We start from the raw sequence: 15,320 nt of genomic DNA on the forward strand, positions 1-15,320 counted from the left end.
GGTGGCTGACGGCGCCGGGAGTGCGTGATGCGCCGTGTCAGGTCAGCGTCAGGTGATGGATGAGTCGCGCCGCCGCCCGGGCGGTGCGGCCATCGATCTCGAAGCTCGGGTTGAGCTCGGCGATGTCGGCCAGGCGCAGCTTGCCGCTGTCGCGCGCCCGTTCGAGCAGCCGCTCGAGCAGGGCGAGCGGCACGCCGTGGGCGGCCGGGGCACTGACGCCGGGGGCCTCGCTGGCGGGCAGCACGTCCAGGTCGATGGTCAGGTAGAGGTGGTCGCACCCGGCGATAAAGGCGTCCAACTCGGCGACGATCGCTTCGAGGCTCGTCGCGGTGATCTCGCGATCCTCGCGTACCAGCACCTCGAGGTCGGCGGCGCGGGCGAACAGCGCCCGGGTATTGGCGGCGCGGCTCACGCCCAGGCAGGCGTAGCGGAACGGCCAGCCACGGGTCTGGCACTCGGCGGCGATCTGGGCGAAGGGGGTGCCGGAGGAGGACAGGTGACTCGGGTCGCGCAGATCGAAGTGGGCGTCGAGGTTGACGATGCCGACGCTCGGGGCCTCGTCGCCCTCTGCCTCGAGATGGCGTGCCAGCCCCGACCAGCTGCCGAAGGCCACCTCATGGCCGCCGCCCAGCACGATGGGTCGATGGCCGGCCGCCAGCAGGGCGGCCAGGCACTCGGCGAGGCGCTTCTGGGCGGTCTCCATGCCGTCGTCGCCGCCGTGACCGTGGCCGACCACGTCGCCGGCGTCATGGACCGGCGCCTGGCGGTGCCAGGCCAGGGGGGCCAGCGCCTTGCGGATGGCCCGCGGTCCGGCGGCGGCGCCGATGCGGCCCTGGTTGCGCGCCACGCCGGCGTCGCAGGCGAAACCGAGCAGCGCCACGCCGGCGGGGCTGTCCACCGTCAGGGGCTCGACGACCTGGTGCCAGCGCAGGCTGTTGGGCTCCGGATCCTCTCGGCCGGCCCAGGGGGACATGTCGATGGGGTCAAGCATGTGCAGTGTCATGGGTCACCTCCCCATTGAAGATGCGTTGACGCAGGCGGCCGGGCTGCACCGCATAGGCCAGGGCGGCGGGGGACTCGGCGTCCCACCAGCAGAGATCCGCCGGGGCACCTGCCGTGACGCGGCCGTGCCCACCGCCACCCCGTTCATGCAGCCCCAGGGCGCGGGCACCCTGTGCGGTCATGCCGGCCAGGGCCTCCCGCGGGGTGAGCCGGAACAGGGTGCAGGCGAAGTTGAGCATCAGCGTCGGGTTGAAGATCGGCGAGCTGCCGGGATTGGCGTCGGTGGCGATGGCCATGGGCACGGCGGCGGCGCGCAGCGCCTCGATGGGCGGCAGCCGGGTCTCGCGCAGGGTATGGAAGGCGCCGGGCAGCAGTACCGCGACGCTGCCCGCCTCGCGCAGGGCGGCCACGCCGGCCTCGTCCAGGTATTCGATGTGGTCCGCCGAGAGCGCCCCGTGACGTGCCGCCATGGCGCTGCCGCCGAGGTTGGAGAGCTGCTCGGCGTGGGCCTTGACGGGCAGGCCATGGGCCTCGGCCGCCTCGAAGACCCGCTCGCACTGGGCCACCGAGAAGGCGATCTTCTCGCAGAAGACGTCCACGGCATCGGCCAGGCCCTGCTCGGCCGCCGCCGGGATCATCTCCCGGCAGACCAGCTCGATATAGCCGTCGCTGTCGCCCGCGAACTCGGGGGGCAGGGCGTGGGCGCCGAGCAGGGTGGTGATCACCCGCACCGGCAGGGCCGCGCCCAGGCGGCGGGCCACCCGCAGCATCTTCAGCTCGTCGGCGACGGTGAGCCCATAGCCGGACTTGATCTCCACGCTGGTGACGCCCTCGGCCATCAGCGCCTGCAGGCGGGGCCTGGCCTGGGCGAACAGCTCGTCCTCGCTGGCTGCGCGAGTGGCGCGAACCGTGCTGAGGATGCCGCCGCCGCGACGGGCGATCTCCTCGTAGCTGACGCCCTCCAGCCGCTGCTCGAACTCGTCGGCCCGGGAGCCGCCGAACACCAGGTGGGTATGGCAGTCCACCAGCCCGGGAGTCATCACCCCGCCGCGCCCCATCTCCCGGCAGCCGGCGGCGACGTCGCGGTCGAGCTCGGTCATCGGCATCACGCGGGAGATGTGGCCAGCCTCGACGACGACGGCCATGGGCTCGGCCCGGGTGTCGTGCCCGTCGAAGAGGACGACGTCGCGCCAGAGTCTGGGGGGCTTCGGGTTGCCTGCCATCGGGGCCTCCTGCGGTAGCGTTGTATTTGTATATACATTTAGTGGATGAGCGGGGCGGCGTCAACCCCGCGACGGGTGTGCACGGACATGGCCCGTGGCACCCGGCTCGCGGGCATCTCGCTATCACTACCCAACCAACTGAAAAATATCGTCTAAATATGGTGTCTTCGGCGAGCGGCCAGGAGGGGGAGGCGACGGGTTGCGACTAAAGTATAGGATAGATGGAGGCGTCGGGATTGGCATCGTTCGACGGGCTATTGTATATACATAGCGAGGCAGTCAGGCGAAGCACCACTCCACATCACAACGAGAGGGAGGAACTCCCCCCATGGCAAGCCAGGAGCAGGCGACGGACATCACCCGCCGCCCATCACTCACCACGGTTCTCAAGCTGTTCGTCCCCAGTGCGCTGGGCATCCTGATCTTCTTCGTGCCGGTGACCCTGGCCGGGCGTACCACCATTCCGCTGGACCACATGGTCACCGGGGCGCGCGGCCTGCTCGGCGATGCCAGCGGCTTCTATGCCCTGGCGCTGATCGTGGCGGGCGCGGCCTATCCACTGCTCGGGGGCCGCTGGCGGCGCAACCTCACCGAGCGCATCTTCACGGTGCTCAAGATCGCCGGGGTGGCCGCGGCCCTGATGGCGCTGACGGGCTGGGGCCCGGCCTTCCTCCATGAGCCGGACATGCTGCCCTTCCTGTTCGACAAGCTGGTGATCCCGGTGGGGCTGATCGTGCCGATCGGTGCGGTCTTCCTGGCGCTGCTGATCAGCTATGGCCTGCTGGAACTGGTCGGCGTGCTGGTGCAACCGGTGATGCGGCCGATCTGGCGTACCCCGGGGCGCAGCGCCATCGATGCCGTGGCGTCGTTCGTCGGCAGCTACTCCATCGGCCTGCTGATCACCAACCGGGTCTACCAGGCGGGGCAGTACTCGGCGCGGGAGGCGGCGATCATCGCCACCGGCTTCTCCACGGTCTCGGCCACCTTCATGATCATCGTGGCGCGTACCCTGGAGTTGATGAGCGTGTGGAACCTCTACTTCTGGCTGACCCTGGTGATCACCTTCACGGTCACGGCAATCACCGTGCGGCTGCCGCCGCTGTCGCGCATGGACGACGGCAAGACCGACGGTGAACCCGTCTCAGTGCCGGGCAAGCGGCTCTCCACCGCCTGGCACACCGGCCTCGGCGTCGCCGAGCAGGCGCCCAGCCTGCCCAGGAGCGTGGCCCTCAACGTGCGCGAAGGACTGGTGATGGCGATCAGCATCCTGCCGTCGATCATGTCGGTGGGCCTCGCGGGATTGGTGATCGCAAAGTACACGCCGCTGTTCGAGTGGCTGGGCTGGCTCTTCTACCCCTTCGTGGCGATCTGGGGGCTGGATGATGCGGCGGCACTGGCCCAGGCATCCGCCTCGGGGCTTGCCGAGATGTTCCTGCCGGCGCTGTTGATGGCGGGAGCGGACTTCGTGGCACGCTTCGCCGCCGGGGTGGTGTCGGTCTCCGCGGTGCTGTTCTTCTCGGCGTCGATCCCCTGCATCCTCTCCACCAGCATTCCGCTCTCGGTGGGGCGCATCGTGGTGGTGTGGTTCATCCGCGTGGCGCTGAGCCTGCTGCTGGCGGTGCCGGCGGGCTATCTGGCGCTGGCGGCTGCCGGTGGCTGACGCCAACCGGAAGCGGGAGCTGGCAAGTGGCAGCGAGGCCGGGGGATTCCCGGCCTCGCTGTCGCATGGGGAGCGATCAGGATGACTGGCGATGCACCGACGAGCGCAGCTTGTAGCGCTCGCCGGGGTGGATCAGCCGCGCATAGCTGATCAGGTTCTCGCCGGACCAGGTGCGGCGGATCATGCTCAGGCAGGGGCGGGTGACCTCGGTGTCCAGGTGGCGGGCGGTGGCGGCATCGACCAGCACGGCCTCGACCACGTGCTCGATATCGGTGATCGGGCAGGCCGCCACCAGCACCTCGTTGGGGGTGTGGCGGGAGAAGTCGGTGTCGAGATACGCCGGTACCCAGCGCGGGTTGACGTAGCGATCCTCGAGCTGGATCGGCACGCCGTTCTCGCGGTGCACGATCAGCGTATGGAAGACCTGGGTGCCCAGGCGCACCCCGAGGCGCAGCGCCACCTCGTCGTCGGCCGCGATGGCTTCACGGCGCAGCACGTCGTTGCCGTAGTCGTGCCCGCGGCTGCGCACCTCCTCGGCGATGTTGTGGACCTCCACCAGCGACGACTCGGCCTTGCGGTCGGTGACGAAGGTGCCGAGCCCCGGCTGACGGGTCAGGTAGCCCTGCTGCACCAGATCGCGGATCGCCTTGTTGGCGGTCATGCGGCTGACGCCGAAGTCCCGCGCCAGCTGCTCCTCCGGCGGAATCTGGTGATGGGCCGGCCAGTCACCATTCTGGATCTTCTCCAGCAGGTGCTGCTGAATCTGCAGGTAGAGCGGGGGAGAGCTGCCCATGGTCTGCGCTGAGTCCTTTCGCCGGGAGTGGGGTGGGGGTCGACGCGTCCAGTTTACCCGCAGCGGGACGCCCCGGCATCCTGTGGTCGTAACGCCAGGTGCGCACTCGCCAGGGTGCCCGCGATGTCTGGAACTCCACCACGCTTTGGCATGCCGGGCCTCGGCCCGCGTTCGACAAGGCAACCCCGGCATCTCTCGTGATGCAGTGATTTACGGTGAATCAGGGCGTGAAGCGAGCCCAGCGGGGCCGTGGCCGAATACCCTTGATGAGCCGGCGACCTCGGTGATGCGCTAGGAGCCCATCGCACCGATCGGGTACCCTCTGAATAGGGAGGATGACCGGATGCGATCGATCGATTGGCGAGCCGCGATAGGGGCGGGCATTGCCGCCGGGATCGTGGCAACTGCGATACAGGTCGTCCTGTGGGCGGCATTCGGCCATCCGCTGCCCGAGACACTCTATCGCGATGCGCGGTTCGCGGCCGCGATCGTGCTCGGGCGGGAGGTGCTGCCACCGCCGGCGTCGTTCGCGGCAGTGGTGTTCGCGGTGGCGACCCTGGTGCACTTCGCGCTCTCCATCGCGTATGGGGTCGCCATCGCGATGCTGGTCGTGCGGCGACGGCTGCTGCCGGGGCTGATCGTCGGCATGCTGTTCGGCGCCGCGCTGTTCGCCGTCAACCTGTATGGGTTTACCGTTGCGTTCCCATGGTTTGCGGCGGTGCGTGATCCGATCACGTTCGCCGCACATCTGGCGTTCGGTGCCACCGCGGCACTCACCTACCGGCTGTGCCGTTCGCCATGACGGCGGCCCCGGTGCTCTGTGGAAATCACCCGCCTGGTCTCCTCGACGTGACGTGCCAGGGTGGCCCGCGGTCGGCGTTCGACACCCATGCAGGGCTTTGCTAACGTCAAGGCAGGTTTCCAGGCCCGTTTTCCTTATCGGAGTCGCTGTAGATGGCGACCACACCCTCGGAAGCACTCGACACCGCCGATGCCGCGAGGCCACTGCTGGAGGTCAGCAACCTCGTCATGGATTTCGGCGGGCTGCGCGCCCTGGATGCGGCGACGCTGAAGGTGGGGCAGGGGACCATCACCGGCCTGATCGGACCGAACGGGGCGGGCAAGACGACGCTGTTCAATGTGGTGGCCGGCTACTACGAACCCCGGGCCGGCCGCGTGTACCTGGATGGCGAGGACATCACCGGCCTGCCACCGCACCGGATCTTCGCGCGCGGGCTGTGCCGTACCTTCCAGATCCCGCGGGAACACGCCAGCATGTCGGTGCTCGAGAACCTGATGCTGGTGCCCCGGGGCCAGGCAGGCGAGCGCTTCTTCGCCAACCTGCTGCGGCCCGGCCTGGTGCGTGAACAGGAGCGGGCGCACCGGCAACACGCCGAGGAGGTCCTGGCGTTCCTCGATCTCTCGCACCTGGCCCATGAATATGCCCGCAACCTCTCCGGCGGCCAGAAGAAGCTGCTCGAACTGGCGCGCACCCTCATGGCGGATCCCAAGCTGGTCCTGCTCGACGAACCCGGCGCGGGGGTCAACCCGACCCTCATGGGGCGCCTCAAGGAGAACATCGAGCGGCTCAACCGCGAGCGTGGCCTCACCTTCCTGATCATCGAGCATGACATGGACCTGGTGATGAGCCTGTGCGATCCGGTGATCGTGATGAGCGAGGGCCGCTACCTGATGGAAGGCCCGCCCGAGGCGGTGCGCCGCGATGCCCGGGTCCTGGAAGCCTATCTCGGAGGCCAGTATGCCGCTGCTGAAGGCTGAAGGGGTCACCGCCGGCTACGGCGACATGGAGATCCTCCACGAGGTCGACCTGGAGGTGGAGGCCGGCGAGATCGTCTCGCTGATCGGGCCGAACGGGGCGGGCAAGTCGACCCTGATGAAGACCATCTTCGGGCTGCTGCACCCGAAGTCGGGCACCATCACCTACCGGGACAAGCCGATCCATGGCCGCAAGCCCCATGAGATCGTCACCCTCGGCCTGTGCTATGTGCCGCAGGTCGCCAATGTCTTCGTCACCCTGACGGTGGAGGAGAACCTCGACATGGGCGCCTATCTGCTAGACGAACGCGAGATCCCGTCACGCCGGGAGCGGGTCTACGAGCTCTTCCCCAGGCTGCGCGAGCGTCGGCGCCAGCGCGCGGGCAAGATGTCGGGCGGTGAACGCCAGATGGTGGCCATGGGCAGCGCGCTCATGCTGGAGCCGGACCTGCTGCTGCTGGACGAGCCGTCGGCGGGCCTCTCGCCCAAACTGGTGGACGAGATCTTCGACAACATTCGCCGTATCAATGCCGCCGGCCTGGCCGTGCTGATGGTCGAGCAGAATGCCAGGAAATCGCTCCAGATGGCGAACCGGGGCTATGTGCTGGCCAACGGCGAGAACCGCTACGATGGCACGGGCCAGGAACTGCTCGCCGACCCCGACGTGGCTCGCCTCTACCTGGGGGGATGACCGATGGCCGTATCCGAGACCCGCAAGCCGGGGGAGGGGCTGCCCGCCGACGAGCGCCGCCGCGGCGAACGTCTACGCGCCTTCATCCGCACGCGCGGCTTCCTGGTCGGCACCTTCGTGGTGATCCTGATCGCCATGTACGTCGCCGGCCTGATCGCGGGGGCCAGCGCGCAGCGCCTGCTGGCGCTGACGGCCTGGGGGCTGATGCTCGGCGGGATCATCGCCCTGGGCAGCATTGGCCTGTCGCTGGTCTACGGCGTCCTCAAGTTCCCCAACTTCTCCCACGGGGCCCTGGTCACCCTGGGCGCCTACGTGGCGTACACGGTGGTCCCGCTGCTGCCCCAGGGCGAGACGCTGCGCCCGCTCTCCTTCGGCTACGAGTTCCTGGTGGCGCTGGTCGTGGCCATGCCGGTGGTGGGCCTGGTCGCGGTCGCCATCGACCGCCTGGTGTATCGGCGGCTACGCAACACCGGTGCCCACCTGGTGCTCTTCGCCATGGCCTCGCTGGCGATGGCGTTCTTCGTGCGCAGCATGATCTATCTCATCTGGGGGCCCGATTTCCACTTCTACTATCCGGGGCGGGCCAACCCGGCCCTCTATCTGCCGTTCGGCATGCGCGTCCGCGCGGACCAGCTGTTCATTCTCGTGCTCGCCTTCGTGCTGGTCGCCGCCGTCTATGTCCTGCTCGAATGGACCCGCATGGGCAAGGCGATGCGCGCCACCGCCGACAATCCCCATCTCGCCCAGATTCGCGGCATCAACACCGAGCGCGTCATCGCCTGGACCTGGATGCTCGGTGGCGGGCTCGCCGCCGCCGGCGGCATCATGTACGGCCTGAGCTCGCAGCTCCGGCCGGAGATGGGGTTCTGGCTGCTCCTGCCGATGTTTGCGGCCACCATCATGGGGGGCATCGGCAATCCCTACGGCGCGCTGAGTGCGGCGCTGATCATCGGCATTGCCCACCAGGTGTCGACGTCGTTTCTCGATCCGACCTACGGCCCCGCGGTGGCGTTCGTGCTCATGGTGCTGACGCTGCTCATCCGCCCCCAGGGGCTGCTCGGCCGCACGGAGGGGTGATCCGCCATGTCCCAGTTGATCTTCCTCAAGGGCCTGATGCTGGGTATCGCCCTGGCGTGCATCCTGCCGATCCTGCTGCCGCCCGGGGTGCGGTGGCGGGTGCCGGGCGGCATCGTGCTGGGGCTCGCCGCCGGCCTGGGCATCGCGGCCAGCGTGCCGTCGGGCTACCTGTCCTACTTCATCGGCTTCATGACCATGGCGAGCCTCTACGCGATTCTCAGCCTGGGCCTGAATACCCAGTGGGGCTACACGGGGCACCTGAATTTCGGCGTGGCGGGCTTCTTCGCGGTGGGTGCCTTCACCTCGGCGCTGTTCACCATCGAGGCACCCACCGGCCTGGCGGCCCAGTACACCCAGGTGCTGTTCGGGCTGCAGGCGCCATTTCTCGTCGGGGTGCTCGCGGCCGCCGTGGTGTCGGGGCTGGTGGCCTTCGTCGTTGCCGTCCCCGTGCTGCGCCTGCGCCTGGACTTTCTCGCCATCGCCACCATCGGGGTGGCGGAGATCATCCGCCTCATCTTCCAGAACGAGCGCTGGCTCGCCAATGGGCCCCAGCCGCTGCGCGGCATCCCGCAGCCGGGCCGCTGCCTGTTCGAGTCCCGTCCCTGCGAGTGGCTCCCCGAGTCGCTGGCGTGGCTCATCGAGCCCCTGGGCACACGGGACTATACCGCCTTCTACCTGATGATCGTGGCGGCCTTCCTGGCGCTGATCTACGTGGTGCTCGAGCGCACCTGCCGCTCGCCGTGGGGACGCATGCTGCGGGCGGTGCGAGACGAGGAGTCCTCGGCGGCCATGAACGGCAAGAACGTCGCCTTCGCCCGGGTCCAGGCCTTCGTGGTCGGGGCCGTGGTCATGGGGATCGCCGGGGCGCTCTACGCGCACTACACCGTCGCCATCGACTACAGCCACTTCCATGCGCTGTTCGGTACCTTCCTGGTGTGGATCATGCTCATGCTGGGGGGGAGCGGCAACCACCGCGGCGCCATCCTGGGGGCGATCCTGGTGTGGGGCGTCTGGGCCGGCACGGCCTTCCTGGCCAACGCCCTGGAACCGCTGCTGGCGCTCATTCACGAGGATCTGCCCGGTCGTGCCCAGTACATCCGCTGGCTGCTGGTGTCGCTGCTGCTGGCCGCCGTGGTGCTGTTCCGGCCCCAGGGGCTGCTGCCGGAGGAGATGCGGGTGTCCAACCACCTGCGCGGCGACGGGCGCTGACACGGCTCGTCGTACCTGCGGCGCGGTGCGCTAACCGCCAAAGGAAGCGGAGCCCTCATCGAGGGCTCCGCGGGGGCGACGACTACTCCTCCGGGATGTCGTCCGGGGAGCGGATCTCGAGGGTCTCGCTGGCGCCGTCCTGGAACTGCCAGATGGCGATGGGGGTCAGCACGTCACCGTTGTCGTCGAAGTTCGCCGGTCCGGCCGCGCCGCTGTACTGGACGTCCTCGCCGGCCATGATCGCCTCGATACCGGCGACGAGGCTGTCGTAGTCCCCGGCCAGGATGGTCTGCCCCGGCGGATTGGCCACGTCACGCAGGCGGTCGCGGAGCACCGGTCCGGTGATGTCGTCGGCCGACTCGTGGCCGTCCGCGTACGCCTTGACCGCCGCCAGGCCGATGACGATCGCCGCGTCGTAGGCGGACTCGGTGAAGGGCGGGATGCGATCGTGCCCGAACTCCTCCATGAACTGCTCGGAGAATTGCTGGAAGCCCGGAATGCTCGGGTCCTGCCCCGGTGCGGTGCCGATCACGCCCTCGACGGTATCGGCCCCGAGTGCCTCCACGACCTCATCGGAACGGTTACCGTCGACGAACTGCCAGGTCACCTGGTCGAAGAGGTCCCGGGCCTCGGCCAGGAAGGTCGCGGTATGGGCCGGGTAGCTCGCCGCGAACAGCATGTCCGGTTCGTCCTGCAGCGCCGAGGCGATCTGCGAGGTGTAGGTCGGCTGGACCTCTTCCGGGTGCGGGACCTGGGCGTGGACCACGCCACCGCGAAGCTGGAACGAACGGGCGAAGGCATTCGACAGGCCCTGGCCATAGGGGTTGTTGATGAAGATGGTCGCGGCACTCTCGAACTGGTAGTCGTCGATGATCTCGCCGGCGGCGAGCTGTGCTGCGACAACGCCCTGCAGGGCGTCGGACGCCGTGGTCCGAAACAGCAGGTCGGCGTCGCGATCCTCCGGGAGCACCGAGATCAGCGGCGATGTCGAGCCATTGGATATCTGTAGCACCTCCGCAGGAATGGTCACGGAGGTCGCCACCGCGACCGTCACGCCGCTGGACCAGCCACCGATGATGGCCGGTACGCCGCGCACCTCGACCAGGCCGCGGGCTGCCTCGATGGCGGGGCTCGGCAGGGTCGCGCTGTCCTCGGCGATGTGGTCGCCGATGATGGCGCCGCCGAGCACCTCCTCGGTGGCGGCGTTGATGTGCTGGACGCCGAGCGCCACACCATCACGGTAGTACTCCCCGAACTCGGCGCCCGCCCCCGTGAAGGGGGCGATCTGGCCCAACGTGATCGAAGGAGGTTGAGCGACGGCGGCATTGGATGCCACAGCCAGCGCCAACGCCGTCAGCCCGGCCACCCCGATACCCGTGGCCGGTGAAACCCTACGCATGTGTGCCGTCATGACTGCTACCTCCCTTGACGGAAAGGTTGCTGGAGTCGGTCGATCCCGTCATCGGCCATGTCCACCATGCCTTCGGGTACGCAGTCGATCGCGACAGGATTGACGACAATCAGGCTAGTCCGCCGGCGGGGCTCCCGCCACTTTCTGCCCTGTCCCTGCTGGCGACCTCCCGGCCAAGCGTTACAATTCGCCTGACCCCTGTTGCCTGGATGTGCCCCATGATCGATGCCCGACTGAAGAGTCCCGCCACGGCGCGCAATCGCCAGCCGATCCTCGAGGTGTTGCAGCAGGAGTTGCCGGAACGCGCCCGGGTGCTGGAGGTGGCCAGTGGTAGCGGCGAGCATGCCGTGCACTGTGCGTCGGCCATGCCGGGCTGGGAGTGGCAGCCCAGCGACCCGAATCCGCATGCGCGTCGCTCGATCGAGGCGTGGCGGGCACATGCCGGCCTGCCCAATCTGCACGACCCGATGGCGTTGGATGTGACCATCGTCTGCCCGGCCGGGCCCTATGACGCCATCGTGGCGATCAATCTCCTGCACATCTCGCCGTGGGAGGTCAGCGAGGCGCTGCTGGCCTGTGCCGGGAGGCGGTTGCCGGAAGGCGGGATGCTCTATCTCTACGGGCCCTTCAGGCGCGCAGGGCGCCCTACGGCGCCCAGCAACGCGGCCTTCGATGCCGACCTCCGGGCCCGCGATCCGCGCTGGGGCATCCGCGAACTCGACGCCGTGACGGCCGAGGCCGCGCGCCAGGGGCTGGTCCTCGTGCGAGTGGTGGAGATGCCCGCCAACAACCTCAGCGTGATACTCCGCAAGAACGCCTGACGTTCAGGCGCCGCTGCTGCCGTTACTCGGGGATCTTGCCGGGCACCCGGTACTCGATCGGTTCCGCCCGGCGCTCCTCGGGGGGCCGGGTCTCGTCCTCGCCGGGCACGCCCCACAGGGTCTCGCGGCTGCCGTCGGGGAAGGTGTAGGTGGTGCAGCCGGCGAGCAGGACGAGGGCCAGGCCGGCGGCGGGCAGCAGGAGCTTGGTTCGGGTCACGATGAATCCCTTCATGAAGTCAGCATTGCGGCCAGCCTGCGGGCCGGCCGTGCGGTCGTCAACAGCCGTCGGCACCAATCTCGACGGCGTGCAGCACCGCCTGGCCGACGCCGCCGGCGGTGCTCACATGGGCTCCCGGGAATTTCATGGTGAACGGATCGGCCCTTGTGATGTCTCGCAGATGGCAGCTGGTCCATCCCGGTGCCGGCGTGGTGGGCCGCCGTGCCCGGCAAGAGCGTAAACTTTCGTCACCGCGGGGTGTCATCGCCGGGCAGAATCGGGTTAGGGTCCCCGTACCCCTTGATAGCAATACCCTCTGATAGCAATGGAGTTTTCATGACCGTACTCAAGTCTCTTGCCATCTCCACCCTGACACTCGCCCTGGCCGCCCCGGCCCTCGCCCAACAGATGCCCCAGGGACAGGGTCAGGCCCCCAGCGCCGAGGACCAGGTGAGCCAACTCGATGAGCTGGTCGACCTCGATGACAACCAGGAGCAGGAGCTGGTCACCCAGCTCAACGACTCCCAGAGCCGCATCCAGGAGCTGCAGGCCGAGGCTCGGGAGCTCCAGATGCAACTCCAGGGGAACATCGGTCCCGAGTTCGACGAGGCCACCATCCGCCAGGACGCCGAGCGTCTCGGCCAGCTCACCGGTGACATGATGGCCGAGAGCGTGCTGATGCAGTCGCGGCTCGAGGCCACCCTGACCCAGGAACAGCGCGACGAGCTGCAGCGGCAGATGGAAGCTCAGCAGGAGGCGATGCGCCAGATGCAGGAGCAGATGCAACGGCAACAGCAACAGCAACAGCAGTCCCGGCCCGAGTAACGGGCACGGCGCCGCGCCTCCCGTCGCCCGGGGGGCGGGACGCCTCAGGCCGGGCCGATCAGGTGCTTCACCTCCATGCTCACCGTCCCGCTCCCCAGTGGTGCCTCAGTTCATCGCGGGTGACCTTGTCGATGACCACATCCGGGTGGTGACGATGGATCGCCGTATAGATCTCGTCCTCGCGATCAGCGGGAACGTCCACCATCATCAGGAAGGCGCCGTTCTCGATGTCATCCTCGAACTTGTCGACCTTCACGTCATGCACCGACACCCCGATCATGGTGCTGCTCCAGATGCCGAACAGGCCGCCGAACACCGCCATGCCGAGGATCAGCAGGATAAAGCTGACGCCGTCGATGGCCCTGTCCAGCACGACGTAGGCGATGATGCCCAGTACGAGCCCGAGCGGGACGCCATACTTGAGACCGCGCATTGCCGCATTGACCACATCCGTGGTCTCGCGCAGGGTGGCGTTGTGCACCCCCTGTTTTTCCAGAAGTTTCCAGTCTCTGCCCGTGACATGAACCTCATGCTTCTTCAGCTTGAGGTCGTTCAGCTCATGGGCGATGTTGACGGTGGTATCCAGGTCAGGGGTCAAGAAATATAAGCGACTCATGTTCTTCTCCAGTCCAGCAACATCGAGGAGGCAGGCACAATGCCCGGCATCCTCCTGCTCCTTTCCAGTCAGCCGTCTCCCTGTCTCCGCCGCAGCCGTGCGGCGAGGTCATGCCATGGCTCATCGGATGAGTCGATGCCGCCTTGACCGCAGATGGGACTCCGCTACTTCAAGGTTGTCGATAAAGCGGGGATCGGCAAGCCGGGGAGGCCCCCGGTGATACCCACGACGAAAAACCGCCACCCGGCGTGACCCGTAAGTGGCGGTTTCTCTTGAAGTTCATGGTCGGAGCGACAGGATTCGAACCTGCGACCTCTGCAACCCCATTGCAGCGCGCTACCAAGCTGCGCCACGCTCCGACAGGTTTTCGGTGACTGGTGGCTGCTGCCAGTGGCCCCCGAGAACGAGGCGTATACTAGCGCGTTGCGAGGCAAATGAAAAGCCCTCTTTGCGCTTCAGTTTCAATCGCTTGGCTCGGGCATCCACGGCAGGCCGGGGTCACGCGACGGGGGCGCCGCTTTTTCCTGCGTGCCGCCTGGATGTTGGCGGGCTTCCGGGGCAATCACTATAGTGGTTCCATAATGTACTCAACTTGTGCAACGGCCAGTGGAGTGCAAGGGAGGGAGGCCGATGGCGATAGCAATTGCTGTCATCGTGTTGGCGCTGGGATCGGTACTGTTCTTTTTTCTCAGTCCCTGGAAGCTGACGCCGTTGGCCTCCAACTGGGGGACCATCGATGACACCATCCATGTCACCATCTGGGTCACGGGAGCGGTGTTCGTCGCCGTCAACCTGTTCCTCGCCTTCGCCATCATCCGCTATCGCTACCACAAGCAGCGGCGGTCGCACTATGACCCCGAGAACAAGAGGCTCGAGGCCTGGCTTGCCGGCCTGACGACGATCGGCATTGCCGCGCTGCTGGCTCCCGGGCTGCTGGTGTGGGGGGCCTTCGTCTCGGTCCCCGAGAATGCCCACGAGGTCGAGGTGGTCGGGCAGCAGTGGCACTGGAGCTACCGTTTTCCCGGGGAAGACGGCCGTTTCGGCGCCGTGCAGACCCGCCTCATCGGCCCGGACAACCCTTTCGGCCTGGTCGGCGATGCCGCCGGCCAGGACGATGTGCTGATCCAGAGTCCGCGTCTGGTGCTGCCCGTCGATCGACCGGTCAAGATGGTGCTGCGTTCCAAGGACGTGTTGCACAATTTCCAGGTGGCCAACTTCCGCGCCAAGATGGACATGGTGCCGGGCCAGGTCACCTATTTCTGGCTGACGCCTACCGAGACCGGCGAGTTCGAGGTGAGCTGCGCCGAGTTGTGCGGCATCGCCCACTTCGCCATGCGTGGCCGGGTGGATGTCGTCGAGCCGGCGGCGTTCGACGACTGGCTGGCCGAACAGCCCACCCATGCCGAGCTCGCGGCCCGTGAGCCGGGTGACCCCGAGGCCGGGGAGGCCCACTTCGCCAGCTGCGCCGCCTGCCATGGCAGCGAAGGGCAGGGCAACCCCGACCAGAATGCGCCCAGGCTCGCCGGCCTCGAGCCCTGGTATCTCGAGCGCCAGCTCGAGCTGTTCCGCGCCGGGGCCCGCGGGACCCATGAGGACGATACCTTCGGGCAGCAGATGCGTCCCTTCGCAACCCAGCTCCCCGACCGGCAAGCGATCGCCGATCTCGCCGCCTACCTCCAGACGCTTCCGGGCGGGCCGGTCGAGGCCAGTCTGTCGGGGGATGCCAAACGCGGGGCGCGGCTCTATCGCACCTGCGGCTCCTGTCACGGCGCCGAAGGCCAGGGGATCCGGGCCACCAACGCCCCGCGCCTGGCGGGCATGCACGACTGGTATCTGGCCAGGCAGTTGCGGCATTTCCGGGAAGGCATCCGCGGTCGCCATCCCCAAGACCTCTATGGTCACCAGATGGTCGACATGGCGCAGGTGCTGGTCGACGACCGGGCCGTAGACGATGTGGTCGCCCATATCAATACGCTGGCCGGCAGCGGGGAGGAGTGAG

General features: G+C 67.8%; 15 protein-coding genes and 1 tRNA gene. 9 read left to right on the forward strand and 7 right to left on the reverse strand.

The genetic code is table 11. The annotated features are described in order from the left end of the window. Positions 1-37: 37 nt before the first annotated feature. Together hutG and hutI are read right to left on the reverse strand one after the other, a co-directional pair. On the reverse strand, positions 38-1,003 hold the full coding sequence (gene hutG, locus MKP05_RS17975; RefSeq protein WP_240569540.1) for a formimidoylglutamase: 966 nt from the start codon (positions 1,001-1,003) through the stop codon (positions 38-40). Further along, the gene (gene hutI / locus MKP05_RS17980) at positions 984-2,225 is read right to left on the reverse strand and encodes an imidazolonepropionase (protein WP_240569541.1); all 1,242 of its coding nucleotides are present in this window, start codon (positions 2,223-2,225) and stop codon (positions 984-986) included. Before hutI ends, hutG begins: the two co-directional genes overlap by 20 nt. Before the next feature lie 328 nt (positions 2,226-2,553). On the opposite strand from hutI, the gene MKP05_RS17985 reads away from it, so the two are divergent. Then, entirely contained in the window at positions 2,554-3,885 is a 1,332-nt protein-coding gene (locus tag MKP05_RS17985) for a YjiH family protein (protein WP_240569542.1), read from the forward strand. A gap of 76 nt (positions 3,886-3,961) precedes the next feature. Here MKP05_RS17985 and hutC read toward each other — a convergent pair whose 3' ends face one another. Further along, positions 3,962-4,678, reverse strand: coding sequence for a histidine utilization transcriptional repressor HutC (gene hutC / locus MKP05_RS17990; protein ID WP_110284963.1), 717 nt, complete (start codon positions 4,676-4,678; stop codon positions 3,962-3,964). A gap of 343 nt (positions 4,679-5,021) precedes the next feature. Between hutC and MKP05_RS17995 the strand changes: the two genes are divergently transcribed. The 5 genes from MKP05_RS17995 to MKP05_RS18015 all read left to right on the forward strand — a co-directional run bounded on the left by MKP05_RS17995 (position 5,022) and on the right by MKP05_RS18015 (position 9,431). Beyond that, positions 5,022-5,480 carry a hypothetical protein gene (locus tag MKP05_RS17995; protein ID WP_240569543.1) on the forward strand — a complete coding sequence of 153 codons (459 nt, stop codon included), beginning with the start codon at positions 5,022-5,024 and terminating at the stop codon, positions 5,478-5,480. A gap of 152 nt (positions 5,481-5,632) precedes the next feature. After that, positions 5,633-6,457 (forward strand): ABC transporter ATP-binding protein, encoded by an 825-nt coding sequence (locus MKP05_RS18000; protein ID WP_110284961.1) that lies wholly within the window; start codon positions 5,633-5,635, stop codon positions 6,455-6,457. After that, a complete protein-coding gene (locus MKP05_RS18005; RefSeq protein ID WP_240569544.1) occupies positions 6,438-7,145 on the forward strand; it encodes an ABC transporter ATP-binding protein in 708 nt (235 codons plus the stop codon). The genes MKP05_RS18000 and MKP05_RS18005 overlap by 20 nt, the downstream gene beginning before the upstream one ends. Positions 7,146-7,148: 3 nt before the next feature. Further along, on the forward strand, positions 7,149-8,222 hold the full coding sequence (locus MKP05_RS18010; protein ID WP_240569545.1) for a branched-chain amino acid ABC transporter permease: 1,074 nt from the start codon (positions 7,149-7,151) through the stop codon (positions 8,220-8,222). Between the two features lie 6 nt (positions 8,223-8,228). Then, complete coding sequence (locus MKP05_RS18015; protein ID WP_240569546.1) at positions 8,229-9,431, forward strand: branched-chain amino acid ABC transporter permease; 1,203 nt, start codon at positions 8,229-8,231, stop codon at positions 9,429-9,431. An 82-nt stretch (positions 9,432-9,513) separates the two neighbouring features. On the opposite strand, the gene MKP05_RS18020 is transcribed toward MKP05_RS18015, so the two are convergent. Beyond that, the gene (locus MKP05_RS18020) at positions 9,514-10,830 is read right to left on the reverse strand and encodes an ABC transporter substrate-binding protein (RefSeq protein ID WP_240569547.1); all 1,317 of its coding nucleotides are present in this window, start codon (positions 10,828-10,830) and stop codon (positions 9,514-9,516) included. 230 nt (positions 10,831-11,060) lie between these two features. On the opposite strand from MKP05_RS18020, the gene MKP05_RS18025 reads away from it, so the two are divergent. Next, on the forward strand, positions 11,061-11,663 hold the full coding sequence (locus MKP05_RS18025) for a DUF938 domain-containing protein (RefSeq protein WP_240569548.1): 603 nt from the start codon (positions 11,061-11,063) through the stop codon (positions 11,661-11,663). A 22-nt stretch (positions 11,664-11,685) separates the two neighbouring features. Here MKP05_RS18025 and MKP05_RS18030 read toward each other — a convergent pair whose 3' ends face one another. After that, on the reverse strand, positions 11,686-11,880 hold the full coding sequence (locus tag MKP05_RS18030) for a hypothetical protein (RefSeq protein ID WP_240569549.1): 195 nt from the start codon (positions 11,878-11,880) through the stop codon (positions 11,686-11,688). Between the two features lie 336 nt (positions 11,881-12,216). Between MKP05_RS18030 and MKP05_RS18035 the strand changes: the two genes are divergently transcribed. Continuing rightward, on the forward strand, positions 12,217-12,705 hold the full coding sequence (locus MKP05_RS18035; protein ID WP_240569550.1) for a hypothetical protein: 489 nt from the start codon (positions 12,217-12,219) through the stop codon (positions 12,703-12,705). 79 nt (positions 12,706-12,784) lie between these two features. On the opposite strand, the gene MKP05_RS18040 is transcribed toward MKP05_RS18035, so the two are convergent. After that, on the reverse strand, positions 12,785-13,321 hold the full coding sequence (locus tag MKP05_RS18040) for a DUF1269 domain-containing protein (protein ID WP_110284955.1): 537 nt from the start codon (positions 13,319-13,321) through the stop codon (positions 12,785-12,787). Positions 13,322-13,603: 282 nt separating this feature from the next. After that, positions 13,604-13,680, reverse strand: a tRNA-Pro gene (locus MKP05_RS18045). Positions 13,681-13,951: 271 nt separating this feature from the next. On the opposite strand from MKP05_RS18045, the gene MKP05_RS18050 reads away from it, so the two are divergent. Next, positions 13,952-15,319, forward strand: coding sequence for a c-type cytochrome (locus MKP05_RS18050; RefSeq protein ID WP_240569551.1), 1,368 nt, complete (start codon positions 13,952-13,954; stop codon positions 15,317-15,319). Position 15,320 lies beyond the last annotated feature (1 nt).

Source organism: Halomonas flagellata, assembly GCF_022487945.1.
Lineage (GTDB): Bacteria > Pseudomonadota > Gammaproteobacteria > Pseudomonadales > Halomonadaceae > Halomonas > Halomonas flagellata.

Excerpts from the sequence above, each read along its gene's own strand:
- MKP05_RS18010 (WP_240569545.1), top strand. The coding sequence starts at position 7,149 with ATGGCCGTATCCGAGACCCGCAAGCCGGGGGAGGGGCTGCCCGCCGAC.
- MKP05_RS18020 (WP_240569547.1), bottom strand. The coding sequence starts at position 10,830 with ATGCGTAGGGTTTCACCGGCCACGGGTATCGGGGTGGCCGGGCTGACG.
- MKP05_RS18050 (WP_240569551.1), top strand. The coding sequence starts at position 13,952 with ATGGCGATAGCAATTGCTGTCATCGTGTTGGCGCTGGGATCGGTACTG.
- MKP05_RS17995 (WP_240569543.1), top strand. The coding sequence starts at position 5,022 with ATGCGATCGATCGATTGGCGAGCCGCGATAGGGGCGGGCATTGCCGCC.
- hutI (WP_240569541.1), bottom strand. The coding sequence starts at position 2,225 with ATGGCAGGCAACCCGAAGCCCCCCAGACTCTGGCGCGACGTCGTCCTC.
- MKP05_RS18025 (WP_240569548.1), top strand. The coding sequence starts at position 11,061 with ATGATCGATGCCCGACTGAAGAGTCCCGCCACGGCGCGCAATCGCCAG.
- hutG (WP_240569540.1), bottom strand. The coding sequence starts at position 1,003 with ATGACACTGCACATGCTTGACCCCATCGACATGTCCCCCTGGGCCGGC.
- MKP05_RS17985 (WP_240569542.1), top strand. The coding sequence starts at position 2,554 with ATGGCAAGCCAGGAGCAGGCGACGGACATCACCCGCCGCCCATCACTC.
- MKP05_RS18015 (WP_240569546.1), top strand. The coding sequence starts at position 8,229 with ATGTCCCAGTTGATCTTCCTCAAGGGCCTGATGCTGGGTATCGCCCTG.
- MKP05_RS18035 (WP_240569550.1), top strand. The coding sequence starts at position 12,217 with ATGACCGTACTCAAGTCTCTTGCCATCTCCACCCTGACACTCGCCCTG.
- MKP05_RS18000 (WP_110284961.1), top strand. The coding sequence starts at position 5,633 with ATGGCGACCACACCCTCGGAAGCACTCGACACCGCCGATGCCGCGAGG.
- MKP05_RS18040 (WP_110284955.1), bottom strand. The coding sequence starts at position 13,321 with ATGAGTCGCTTATATTTCTTGACCCCTGACCTGGATACCACCGTCAAC.
- MKP05_RS18005 (WP_240569544.1), top strand. The coding sequence starts at position 6,438 with ATGCCGCTGCTGAAGGCTGAAGGGGTCACCGCCGGCTACGGCGACATG.
- hutC (WP_110284963.1), bottom strand. The coding sequence starts at position 4,678 with ATGGGCAGCTCTCCCCCGCTCTACCTGCAGATTCAGCAGCACCTGCTG.